This is a genomic window from Pseudomonas sp. IT-P4, from assembly GCF_949767755.1.
GTDB lineage: Bacteria > Pseudomonadota > Gammaproteobacteria > Pseudomonadales > Pseudomonadaceae > Aquipseudomonas > Aquipseudomonas monachiensis.
On sequence record NZ_CATKPX010000034.1, the window covers coordinates 530,342 to 542,051 of the forward strand.

The following is an 11,710-nucleotide window of genomic DNA, read 5'->3' on the forward strand; positions in this document are numbered from 1 at the left end:
CTTGCGGGCCGTGTGAAATCAGAAGTGAGTGTTTACGCGACGATGGGCGGGGCGCGGGTGCGGGCGCCGGGGAAGAAGGTTTGCCGGGCATGGCCCAGGCGCACAGAGGGTGTAGTGAAGGTGTTGACGGGCGGGATGACGAAGTTGGCGAAAGACACGCCACCGGTCAGTGCCGGGCAATTGAACAGCAGGCTGCAATAGCCGCACTTTTCCCACAGCACATGGTGCCCGGGGGCTGGCGGGCAATGCTCGGCGTTGGCTTGCGTGGCATGGTCGGCATGCTCCATTGCCGACATGTCCATCGGCATGTCCATGCTCATACCCGCAGGCATGGTCATCGACATGGCGCGCGAATCCATCGGCATCGACTGGGAAATCAGCGGACCGATAAAGATCATCAACATGGCGAACAGGCTGATCCAGCTGCCGCGTGTCAGGCTCAATGCCTGATTGCGTGACCTGGATGACCTGGCGCTAAGCGGGCGCATGGGCGTATTCAGCGCGGGTGGTTATTGCGCGTGCTTGTGTTCTTGCATGGCGTCCGGCGCCTGTTTCTGCACCGCGACTTCGACTGTCACGTCACCGGACTTTTCGAAGTGCAGCGTCATGGGGAAGCGCTTGCCGTCAGTGAGCAGGCTGCGGTCCTTGAGGTTCAGCAACATCACGTGATAGGCCATTGGTGCGAAGGTGACCTCGCCACCGGCGGGCACTTCCACGCTCGGTACGTGCTGCATTTTCATCATGTCGCCTTGCATCACGTGCTCATGCAGTTGCGCTTCGCCCGCAATGGGGGTGTCGACGCTGAGCAGGCGGTCGGCGGTCTGGCCTTGATTGTCGATCACGAAATACGCCGCAACGGTGGGCGCATTGGGTGGCAACTCCTGGGACCACGGATGCGCGATTTCCAGTTCGCCGACCTTGTATTCGTGTGCATTGGCAAAACAGGCAGGCAGCAGTAACGCAGCCAGAACGATGAGTTTGTTCAACATGGCAGTTCTCCGGAACGATTTAAAACGCAGTCAATTGCGAGAAAAAATCACACCAGAGGGGACGCGCGGGGGTTGAGACTCGGCCATTGCTGGCGCGGCGACGGGCTGTCGAGGGAGGTGGCGGGCAGGCTTCGGTTGGATTCGAAGAGTGCGAAATACAGCTGCGGCGAATGCCCCGGCAACGCCACCAATGGCGCAGAACCGGAGCAACACCAGCAATGCTGCATGTTGGAATGATCGTCGTTTTGCGGGGCTTTCTGTTCAAGGTCACCGATGGAAATCGCCACCATCCTGGCGCCGCTGGAGCTGCAGAAACTGCCCCACAACAACTGCTCGGCAGGTGAATTAGCCGTTTTTGCCATCGCTCCGGACATCGGCATGGCGAGCATGTTGAACAGCACTGCGAAGCAGGCTATCCAGGCAATTGCGAGCCGTTGTCGGGACATGGCACAAAATCCGTTTGGGTGGGCGATCAGGCGCGGGCTATTTAGCCTGATCAGGGCCGATAAGTAAAAAGGCGACGTGCGGTTTGGTGTCGCAGCGCCATCCTTTCGTAGCCTTCATAATAGTCGTGAATTTCAAAGCGTCAGTAGTGCTGGAGCTTTGTTCAGAATCCGCCGGACTATAGGGTGGAGACCTGGAGTGGATAATCCGTGTACTCCGAAGGTGTCGTAGGAAAAGTCCCGGCGGACGGGGGATCAGGAGCCGTCGAAGAGCGACAGGGTCGTCAGGATTTCTGTCACACCCTCAAACTCCCGATCAACTCCCGGCAACACCGGCCGCTTCAAGACAATCACCGGTACCCCACGCTCACGCGCCACTTCCAGCTTCGGCTCGGTCGCCGTGCTGCCGCTGTTCTTGCTGATCAGCACGTCGATGTTTCGCCGTTCGAATAACTCACGTTCATCGTCGATCAGGAAGGGCCCACGTGCGCCGATCACTTCGCAGCGCTCGTTGCCCGGGTACACGTCCAGTGCGCGCAGGGTCCAGAATTGCTCCGCAGGAATTTCGTCCAGGTGTTGCAGGGGCTCGCGACCGAGGGTGAACAGCGGTCGACGAAAGGGCTTCAGGGCATCGATCAGTCCGGCCCAATCGCTGACTTCCCGCCAGTCATCACTCGCCTGGGCTTGCCAGGCCGGACGGCGCAGCGCCCAGCAGGGAATGCCGCTCAAGCGCGCGGCGGTCGCGGCGTTCTGGCTGATACTGGCGGCGTAGGGGTGAGTGGCGTCGAGCAGCAGATCGATGCCTTCATCGCGAATAAATTGCGCCAGGCCTTCGGCACCGCCGTAGCCGCCGACGCGCACCTGGCATTGCAGATCGGTCGGCACCCGACCGACACCGGCCAGGCTGTAGATATGCTGCGGTCCCAGCGTGCGGGCAATCGCCATGGCTTCGGTCACGCCGCCGAGCAACAGGATGCGTTTCATTGAAATGCTCCGGCATGGCCAACGATCCCGCCTTGGCGATCGATGGCGAAGACTTCCACCTGAACCTGCGCCGGCACGACGCTACGGGCAAAGTCCAGGGCGTGCTGACAGACTGCATCACCCAGGGCGACCCCGGCTGCGGCGGCCATGGCCAGCGCCTGCTGGCTGGTATTGGCCTCGCGGATGTTTTGCTGCAACGCCGCATCGGCGCCGACCTGTGCTGCCCATAACGCCAGTTGCGGCAGGTCGATGCTCGAATGACGGCTGTGCAGATCCATGTGCCCGGCCGCCAGTTTGCTGATCTTGCCGAAACCACCGCACAGGCTGAGTTTATCCACCGGTACTTTGCGCAGGTGCTTGAGCACGGCACCGACGAAGTCGCCCATTTCGATCAAAGCGATTTCCGGAAGGTTGTAGACCCGGCGCATGGTGTCTTCGCTTGCATTGCCGGTGCAGGCGGCAATATGCAGGTAACCGTTGGTTTTCGCCACGTCGATGCCCTGATGGATCGAGGCGATGTAGGCCGCGCAGGAAAACGGCCGGACGATGCCGCTGGTGCCGAGGATCGACAGGCCGCCAAGAATGCCAAGGCGCGGGTTCATGGTTTTCAGTGCCAGTGCTTCGCCGTTCTCGACATTGACCGTGACCTCGAAACCACCGCTATAGCCGAGTTCGTCGGCCAGTCGGACCAGGTGTTCGCTGATCATTTTTCGTGGCACCGGGTTGATCGCGGGCTCGCCGACACCCAGCACCAGCCCGGGCCGGGTCACGGTGCCGACGCCGCGACCGGCCTTGAAGCGTGTCCCCGGTTCGGCGCTCAGGCGCACCTGGGAGTAGAGCAGGGCACCGTGGGTCACGTCCGGATCGTCACCAGCATCCTTGAGAGTTCCCGCTTCGGCGCCGTCCTCGGTGAGGCGGCAGAACTCCAGGCGCATCTGAACCTGCTTGCCTTTGGGCAATACGATTTCCACCGCATCGGCCTCTGTGCCAGCCAGCAGCAGGCGCGCGGCGGCGAGGCTGGTGGCCGTGGCGCAGCTGCCGGTGGTCAGGCCACTGCGCAGGGGGGCGGGTTGTTCGGCTGTTTCGTCACGCATCGAAGGGTTTCGTCACATCCAGCAAGGTAATCGGCAAGGCCTGGCGCCAAGTGTCGAAGTCACCCAGAGGTTGTGCTTGCGCGATATGAATGCGGGTCAACTCCCCGCCGTGTTGCTCGCGCCAGGCCATCAGGGTCATTTCACTTTGCAGGGTGACAGCGTTGGCAATCAACCGGCCTCCGGGTTTGAGTTCGGCCCAGCAGGTATCAAGCACGCCTTCTCGGGTGACGCCGCCCCCAATGAAAATCGCATCCGGTCGCTCCAGGCCGGCCAAGGCCTGTGGCGCATTGCCGCGAACCAGTTGCAGGCCGGGAACACCGAGGGCATCGCGGTTGTGTTCGATCAACCCTTGTCGGCCTTCATCGGCCTCGATGGCCAGTGCGCGGCAAGCGGGGTGGGCGCGCATCCATTCGATGCCGATCGAGCCACTGCCGGCGCCAACATCCCACAACAATTCGCCGGGGATGGGCGCCAGGCGCGCGAGGGTGATGGCGCGTACATCGCGCTTGGTCAGTTGGCCGTCGTGTTTGAAGGCAGAGTCCGGCAGGCCGGCCAGTCGCGACAGGCGCAGCGTGTTCGGCTCGGCGATGCACTCGATGGCGATCAGGTTCAGGTCGGCGATCAAAGGATCGCTCCAGTCATTGGCGATACCGTCGACACGCCGCTCGGCTTCACCGCCCAAATGTTCGAGCACGGTTATCCGGCTCGGACCGAAACCACGTTCACGCAGCAGTGCGGCGATGGCGGTGGGGCTGCCGCCGTCGTTACTCAACACCAGCAAGCGCACGCCGCTGAACAGTTGCGCGTTGAGTGCGGCGACGGGGCGGGCAACCACCGACAACGTGACCACTTCCTGCAAGGGCCAACCCATTCGCGCCGCAGCCAGCGAGCAGGAGGAGGGCGCGGGAAGCGTCAGCATTTCGGCCGAGGGGAGTTGCCGGGCCAGGCTGGCGCCGACGCCGAAGAGCATCGGATCGCCACTGGCCAGGACGCAAACGGGCTCGCCACGGTTCGACAGCAGCGACTCAAGGCTGAAGGGGCTCGGCCACGACTGGCGCTCTCCGCGTATGCACGGCGGGAGCAAATCCAGATGCCGCTGGCCGCCGAAGACTTTCGAGGCACGCAACAGCGCATGCCGGGCGTTCTTGCCCAAGCCCTTGAAGCCGTCTTCGCCGATGCCCACTACCGTCAGCCAGGGTGCCATGCCATTCCTCAATCACACGTTCAACGTTGTTGGGCGGCATGATAGCGCGGGTTCCTTGAGCTGACTGCCTTGTCTTCCCGACCGGAGTCTTTTCATGCAGCGAAGTAAAGCAGGCATAATACCGCGCACTTTCGCCGTGAACTGCCTCGCCACTTGTACGGGTCCGCCTTGAACGAACGTCCGCTGTCCGCTGCCTTACGCCCCTCGGCCTGTCCGGGGTTGCTGCGTATTGTCCCGGCGCTGGATGGCGGCATCTGCCGGATCAAGTTGGACGGTGGTTCGATCAGTAGCGACCAGGCGGAGGCCGTGGCGTCTGCGGCAGAGCGTTATGCCAGCGGGGCGATCGAGGCGACCAACCGGGCCAACCTGCAGATTCGTGGCATCGGCAACGAGCAAGCGGCGTTGATCGACAGCCTGCTGGCCGCCGGACTGGGGCCGCGTACGGCGGCTGGCGACGATGTGCGCAACCTGATGCTCAGCCCCAGCGCCGGGATCGACCGGCGCATGCTGTTCGACACTCGCCCGCTGGCCGGGCAGATCCTCGCCACACTGCAAAGCCAGGAGGCGTTCCACGACCTCAGTGCCAAGTTCGCCGTGCAGCTTGATGGCGCTGAAGAACTGACGATGCTCGAACATCCCCATGACCTGTGGCTCTCGGCGTTTGAACAAGACGGCGAGCAACGGTTGGCGTTCGGCCTGGCGGGATGCCCGACGGACAGCCCCGCCGGTTCGGTTGCGCTGGCTGACGGGCACGCACTGGTGGTCACGGTCCTTGAGTTGTTCCTTGAACTGGCGCGCCCCGAGCAGACGCGAATGCGCCATTTGCTGGCCGAGTACCCGGTCGAGGGCATGCTGTCTCGACTGGCCGAGCGAGTACCGGTGCAAACCGTTGTCGGTTGGCAGCGGGTTTTGGGCTCCAGTGATTTGCACATGGGGGCCCATCCCCAGGCCGAGTCCGGTGTTGTATATGTGGGGGCCGTCCCGCCGCTGGGGCGACTCGATCCCGCGATGCTGCGGGGTGTGGCACAACTGGCACGCAAGTTCGGTGATTCCAGTCTGCGCTTCACACCCTGGCAAAGTCTGCTGGTGCCCAATGTCCGCGCGGAAAATGCCGCCGAGGTATTTCGGCAATTGCAGTCTCTTGGCTTGCAGTGTGAAGCCCATCAGCCATTGTCCCGGCTGATCGCCTGCACCGGCTCAAACGGTTGCGGTAAAGGCTTGGCCGAGACCAAGGGCGATGCCCTGCAACTGGCCGCAGTGCTGCACCGCCATGGACCGGCACTGAACATACACCTGAGCGGTTGCCCGCGTTCCTGCGCCGCCGCGCATACGGCGCCCGTCACATTACTGGCTGTCACCCCCGGTCACTACGATCTCTATTTTCGCGATGCAGCGCAGCCGGGTTTCGGCGCGCTGCACGCACGCAACCTTACTATTGAAGCGGTCGCGACCTTGCTCGACGCCCGCTCACGGAGCCCCCTTGATGCTTGATTACATCCGCGACGGTCAGGAGATCTATCGCAACTCCTTCGCGATCATTCGCGCCGAGGCCAACCTCGACCGAATCCCGGCCGATCTGGAGAAACTCGCCGTTCGTGTGATTCACGCCTGCGGCATGGTCGATGCCATCGACGGCTTGCAGTTTTCCGAAGGGGCGGGCAAGGCCGGGCGTGATGCGCTGGCGGCCGGTGCGCCGATTCTGTGCGATGCGCGGATGGTCTCCGAAGGTGTGACCCGCGCGCGCCTGCCGGCGAACAATACGGTGATCTGCACCTTGCGCGATGAGAGCGTTCCAGAGCTTGCCCGTGAATTGGGCAATACCCGCTCAGCCGCTGCACTGGAGCTATGGCGTCCGCATCTCGAAGGCAGCGTGGTAGTGATTGGCAACGCACCGACGGCGCTGTTCTATCTGCTGGAAATGCTCGACGCCGGCGCGCCGAAACCGGCGTTGATCCTCGGTTTTCCAGTAGGCTTCGTTGGCGCCGCCGAATCCAAGGCTGCGCTGGCGGCCGACAGCCGTGGCGTGCCTTTTGTCATCATGCAAGGTCGCCTGGGCGGAAGCGCCATGGCCGCCGCCGCTGTCAATGCCCTCGCCACGGAGATCGAATAATGCAGCAACCTGGACGTTTGATCGGCCTCGGCGTCGGCCCTGGTGATCCGGAACTGATTACCGTCAAGGCTCTGCGCTTGCTGCGCGAGTCGCCGGTAGTGGCGTACTTCGTGGCCAAGGGCAAGAAGGGCAACGCCTTCGGCATCATCGAGGCGCATCTGCAGGAAGCGCAGAATTTGTTGCCGCTAGTGTACCCGGTGACCACAGAAGCCTTACCGGCGCCGCTGTCCTACGAGCAAGTGATCAGCGACTTCTACGATGACGCCGCCAATGAACTGGCGACGCATCTGGATGCCGGCCGCGACGTGGCGGTGATCTGCGAAGGCGATCCGTTCTTCTACGGCTCCTATATGTACCTGCACGATCGGCTCGCCGAGCGTTATCAGGCTGAAGTCGTTCCCGGCGTATGCTCGATGCTTGGCGGCGCCTCGGTGCTCGGTGCGCCGCTGGTGTATCGCAATCAGAGTCTGTCGGTGTTGTCCGGCGTGTTGCCGCACGACGAACTCAAGCGTCGCCTGGCCGATGCCGATGCGGCGGTGATCATGAAGCTGGGGCGCAACTTTCCCAAGGTTCGCCAGGTACTGGAAGAACTCGGCCTGGCCGAGCGTGCGCTGTACGTCGAGCGTGCGACCATGGCCAATCAGAAGATCGTGCCGCTGGATCAGGTCGAGCCGATGTCCTCACCGTACTTCTCGTTGATCATCGTTCCTGGTGAAAGGTGGCAAGGCTGATGACCCGTCCAGTTCCGGCGATTGTCATTCTTGGCAATGGCAGCCTCGCTACCGCACGCAGCATTCAGCAGGTGTACCCCGAATCCCTGATCCATGGCCTGGCCGAACGGGTCGACGGCGCGGATCTGGCCTATCACGAGTTCGGTGCGACCCTGCGCGAGTTCTATCAACAGGGCACACCGATCATTGCCCTGTGCGCGGCCGGGATCGTGATCCGTACGCTGGCGCCCTTGTTGCTGGAAAAAGGTGTCGAACCACCGGTATTGGCGGTGGCCGAAGACGGCAGTGCCGTGGTTCCCCTGTTGGGCGGTCTTGGCGGCGTGAATGTCATGGCCCGGGAAATTGGCGCTGCGCTTGAGGTATCCGCTGCGATCACCACCAGCGGGGAGTTGCGTTTCGGCACCTGCCTGCTCAATCCGCCGAGCGGCTATGCCCTGGGCGATCTGGAGTCGGGCAAGCGTTTCGTTTCCGATTTGCTGGCTGGCGAAACGGTGCGCATTGAGGGTGAGGCACCGTGGCTGGCGCAGGCGCAGTTGCCCGAAGATGCGCAGGCCCGACTGGCGGTGCATGTCGGTCATGCCGAGCGGGCTCCCGCGGTTAACGAATTGTTGATCTACCCGCGCAATGTGGTGGTCGCCGTGAAAGCTGATCTGGTGAACGTCGCGGAGGCTGTGCGCGAGGCCTTGCATCAGGCAGGGATCGCTGGGCAGTCGCTGGCCTGTCTGTTGGCCGACGACACCGAAATGGCCAGCGCGGCGTTGCGTGAAGCAGCGCTTGAATTGGGCGTGTCGTTGCGCTTTGCCCCGGCAGGGACCGTGCTCGGCGAACGTCTGCGTACTGCCGTGGGCCAACCCGTCTCCATGTTTGGTAACGACACTGTTGCCATTGCGGTAGCAGAGCAACCGCTGGACCCGTTGCAGATTGGCCGGCCTCGTGGTCGTTTGGCCGTGATCGGCCTGGGGCCAGGTGCTGCCGAGTTGATGGTGCCGGCTGTGAAGGCTGAACTGGCCCGCGCCAACGATGTATTGGGCTACGAAACCTACGTGCGCATGGCCGGGCCGTTTCGCGACGATCAAGTGCTGCATTGCACCGACAACCGCGAAGAGATGCAGCGTGCCCGCCACGCTTTCGAACTGGCGGCCCAAGGGCGCTCGGTGGTGGTGGTTTCTTCAGGCGATCCGGGGGTTTTCGCCATGGCCGCTGCGGTGCTTGAGGCGCTGCACGAGTCCACCGACGTCCATTGGCACAACGTCGATCTGGAAATTCTGCCGGGGGTTTCCGCATCGCTGGCGACGGCCGCCCAGGCCGGTGCGCCGCTGGGGCATGACTTCTGTGTACTGTCGCTGTCGGATAACCTCAAGCCATGGGCAATCATCGAGAAACGCCTGGATCTGGCCGCACAAGCCGATCTGGCACTGGCCTTCTACAACCCGATCTCGCGTTCACGACCATGGCAACTGGGCCAGGCACTGGACATCGTCGCCAGGCACCGTGTGCCTGAGACTCCTGTGGTGTTGGGGCGGGATATCGGGCGTCCGGGGCAAACGCTGCGGGCCACCACTCTTGGCCAGTTGACCCCGGATCAGGTCGACATGCGCACCATGGTGTTGATCGGTTCATCCCTGACCTGTGTTTTTCCTCGCGCTGGAGGCGGAGAGTGGGTCTACACGCCTCGTTGGTACCCACGCAAACCGGCTACCTGAGTGAAAGCGACTTTGCTCAAAGGTCGCCGATGTTCAAGTTAATAAGTAACTGATGGTAAAGCCTGCGGCTGACGAAAGTTGTCGCGGGCTTTTTTCTAATAACTCATGAAATAAGTTCTAAGTATTTTTACTTTGACCGGTTCAGCTCTGCGCTTTAGTTTTCAGCTGGTCGCATGAGGCGGCTTATTTATTAAAAGGAAGTTTAAATGACCGATATAAGTAATTACTCAATGGCTCAAGTCGCATTTGATGATGCCATGCAGGATAGGTATTTCAAAGGCGTTGCGGCAGAACTACAGAACGTCGCGCCAAGAGTGCGGACTAAGCGTTCGATCTCGATGCTGAGCACCGCATCGAGTGATTCGTCGGCGCAAGGTGTGGGGTCTTCGGTAGTAGGCTCCTCGCTGGTGGTCTTCGACCAGGCGCTTTCGGAAGACGACAGGCAAGATGCGCTGGACTGCCAGCAGTTTGCTGAAGCGGTGGTCCGGCGCCTGCCCAAGGAAACCAGTAACGAAGAGCGCTACCTGAAGTACAACGAAGCATTGTTGGCGGCGGGCTGGGTGACGGAAAGCTTCACCTACAAGAAATATGTCAGCAAACAGCTCACCATCACGATGAATGAGGCCGTGTTGCAGGTGCTGGCGACCGTCATTTCCGGAGGTTCGAGCGGCGTCCTGGACCTGGTGGCGTCGGGTTTCAGCAAGCTTAAGGGCGATAATGAGGCACTGAAGATTGTCGATGCCGGCAGCAAGAAAAACGACGTCGTCAGCTTCAAGGCTGTGCCTTGCATTGCAAGGCCAGGCGGTGGCATGTCCATGTTGATGGGCGGCCTTGACTTGGTGGACAAGGAATACAACGGCAATTTTTTATTCGTGACTTACAATACCCGAGGATTGCAGATTTTCCAGGGCGCGGGTGTGCGCAAGTTTAATCGGCGTGCATTTGATCGAAAGAAAAGCATGATTTATTCCTATAACGACGAGTTTGGCGATGGCCTTTTCAAACAACTGACAGGCCAATAAGGTTGGCGGGCTTAATCGATCAGGATACTGACTGTGTGGGGTGAATATGCCAGCGTCTGTTAATGCTGTTGTAGTGGGCGGTTGCTTGTTGTCTTTTGCGCAAAGTGTGGACTTGCAAGATCAGCAGGATATTCAGGACTGTCTGTTGTATGCGGAGTTGGCGGCCAATGAAAAATATCCGGGGCAGGCGTCGAGGAAGGCCTGGTTCGATTACTTTCAAGGGCGATTGCTCAAGACGGGATACACACTCAAGACCATCGTTCCGGCGGAGCCGATCCGGGTCAATAGTGTCCACCAGTTGCTCAGTGCCAGCTACCGCGTGATGGGCAGCGTGGGCGTGGAGCGCTTGGGCCAGCTCTTCAAGGACACCTATAAAGCGTTGCGGCTGGATGAGTTTGCCTGGGAGTTCTTTCGCAGCAATGTTGCCAAAGGCGGCTCGGGTATCCTCAAGTGCGCGCCTTGCGAGCGACTCGCCTCGGGTGAAGTGATCGTCTGCCTGCTTGGCTTGCGCTACAGCGCGACCGTGATTGAAAGTGACTTTTTCCTGTGGCGCGAGTTCGATCGAGAGCTGGCGATCATTCCCGATGGCGGGGTGTTCGTGTTCGACCGACGGGCGTTTGAAAACTACCGTAAACGGGTCCATGAGAAAATCGAAGCTTATTCGAAAAAGGTGTTCGTGCGTAAACTTCAGTCCTGATTAAAAGGCTTTGCCCGCAGTAAACGACAAGGCCCTGTGATTGATGCACAGGGCCTTGTTTTCGGGTTTGCACAAGCCATCGCTTCAGGGCACCAGGTAGCCCTTGACCCCGGTGAAGATGATCTGCGCTGCCAGTGCGCACACGAACAACCCCATCAGTCGGCTAACGATCTGTAGCCCCTGGTCGCCGAGAATGCGCTCGATACGACCGGACAAAAACAGCACCACGCCAACGGTAAAACTGGCCAGGGCAATACTGACAATGGCCGTGAGCTTGTCGTCCCAGTGCGGCTGGCTCACGCCCATCACCAGCAAGGCACCGATGGTGCCGGGGCCAACCGTCAGCGGGATGGTCAGCGGAACGATGGTGACATCCTGCTGCACGTTATCGGTCTGTACCGCCGACTTTCCTTGTGCCATCCCGAGTGCCGAGATGAACAGCACGCTGCCGGCACCGATACGAAAGGCATCCACGGTAATGCCGAAAACACTGAAAATCACCCGGCCGAACAAATACAGCAGCACACTGGAGACCAGCGTGGCGACCGCTACTTTCCAGGCCAGCCGACGCTGTTCCTTGCGCGAGTAACCACGGGTCAGGCTGATGAAGCAGGACAACACGAAGAATGGGCTGTAGAGCACCAGCATCTTCAGGTAAACACTGAACAACACATGGAGCATGGTGCCGGGCTCACTGGCGAGGGAAGTCGAGGGGGAGTCTATCAGGGGTTGC

At 61.0% G+C, this 11,710-nt stretch carries 13 protein-coding genes; 6 read left to right on the plus strand and 7 right to left on the minus strand.

The genetic code is table 11. From position 1 onward, the window contains the following. Positions 1-32 precede the first annotated feature (32 nt). From ACM6IT_RS15710 to cbiE, 6 genes are all read right to left on the minus strand, one after another. Positions 33-488, minus strand: coding sequence for a DUF2946 domain-containing protein (locus ACM6IT_RS15710; RefSeq protein WP_056725324.1), 456 nt, complete (start codon positions 486-488; stop codon positions 33-35). 21 nt (positions 489-509) lie between these two features. Next, complete coding sequence (locus tag ACM6IT_RS15715) at positions 510-989, minus strand: copper chaperone PCu(A)C (RefSeq protein ID WP_056725322.1); 480 nt, start codon at positions 987-989, stop codon at positions 510-512. A 47-nt stretch (positions 990-1,036) separates the two neighbouring features. Then, positions 1,037-1,435 (minus strand): DUF2946 domain-containing protein, encoded by a 399-nt coding sequence (locus ACM6IT_RS15720; RefSeq protein ID WP_414918296.1) that lies wholly within the window; start codon positions 1,433-1,435, stop codon positions 1,037-1,039. A gap of 252 nt (positions 1,436-1,687) precedes the next feature. Beyond that, positions 1,688-2,416, minus strand: a complete 729-nt coding sequence (locus ACM6IT_RS15725; RefSeq protein WP_414918297.1) for a cobalt-precorrin-6A reductase — start codon at positions 2,414-2,416, stop codon at positions 1,688-1,690. Beyond that, positions 2,413-3,510: a cobalt-precorrin-5B (C(1))-methyltransferase gene (locus tag ACM6IT_RS15730; RefSeq protein ID WP_414914257.1), complete on the minus strand. Its 1,098-nt coding sequence runs from the start codon at positions 3,508-3,510 to the stop codon at positions 2,413-2,415. Before ACM6IT_RS15730 ends, ACM6IT_RS15725 begins: the two co-directional genes overlap by 4 nt. Continuing rightward, positions 3,503-4,714, minus strand: coding sequence for a precorrin-6y C5,15-methyltransferase (decarboxylating) subunit CbiE (cbiE, locus tag ACM6IT_RS15735; RefSeq protein WP_414918298.1), 1,212 nt, complete (start codon positions 4,712-4,714; stop codon positions 3,503-3,505). The genes ACM6IT_RS15730 and cbiE overlap by 8 nt, the downstream gene beginning before the upstream one ends. A 168-nt stretch (positions 4,715-4,882) precedes the next feature. On the opposite strand from cbiE, the gene cobG reads away from it, so the two are divergent. The 6 genes from cobG to ACM6IT_RS15765 all read left to right on the plus strand — a co-directional run bounded on the left by cobG (position 4,883) and on the right by ACM6IT_RS15765 (position 10,977). Beyond that, the gene (gene cobG / locus ACM6IT_RS15740) at positions 4,883-6,205 is read left to right on the plus strand and encodes a precorrin-3B synthase (protein WP_414918299.1); all 1,323 of its coding nucleotides are present in this window, start codon (positions 4,883-4,885) and stop codon (positions 6,203-6,205) included. Further along, positions 6,198-6,824, plus strand: a complete 627-nt coding sequence (locus ACM6IT_RS15745; RefSeq protein WP_414918300.1) for a precorrin-8X methylmutase — start codon at positions 6,198-6,200, stop codon at positions 6,822-6,824. Before cobG ends, ACM6IT_RS15745 begins: the two co-directional genes overlap by 8 nt. Further along, complete coding sequence (locus tag ACM6IT_RS15750; RefSeq protein ID WP_056725311.1) at positions 6,824-7,555, plus strand: precorrin-2 C(20)-methyltransferase; 732 nt, start codon at positions 6,824-6,826, stop codon at positions 7,553-7,555. Before ACM6IT_RS15745 ends, ACM6IT_RS15750 begins: the two co-directional genes overlap by 1 nt. Continuing rightward, positions 7,555-9,258 carry a precorrin-3B C(17)-methyltransferase gene (gene cobJ, locus ACM6IT_RS15755; RefSeq protein ID WP_414918301.1) on the plus strand — a complete coding sequence of 568 codons (1,704 nt, stop codon included), beginning with the start codon at positions 7,555-7,557 and terminating at the stop codon, positions 9,256-9,258. Before ACM6IT_RS15750 ends, cobJ begins: the two co-directional genes overlap by 1 nt. A gap of 206 nt (positions 9,259-9,464) precedes the next feature. Further along, on the plus strand, positions 9,465-10,280 hold the full coding sequence (locus ACM6IT_RS15760) for a hypothetical protein (protein ID WP_414918302.1): 816 nt from the start codon (positions 9,465-9,467) through the stop codon (positions 10,278-10,280). 46 nt (positions 10,281-10,326) lie between these two features. Then, on the plus strand, positions 10,327-10,977 hold the full coding sequence (locus ACM6IT_RS15765; RefSeq protein WP_056725305.1) for a hypothetical protein: 651 nt from the start codon (positions 10,327-10,329) through the stop codon (positions 10,975-10,977). An 84-nt stretch (positions 10,978-11,061) separates the two neighbouring features. On the opposite strand, the gene ACM6IT_RS15770 is transcribed toward ACM6IT_RS15765, so the two are convergent. Beyond that, positions 11,062-11,658, minus strand: coding sequence for a MarC family protein (locus ACM6IT_RS15770; protein WP_008053960.1), 597 nt, complete (start codon positions 11,656-11,658; stop codon positions 11,062-11,064). Positions 11,659-11,710 lie beyond the last annotated feature (52 nt).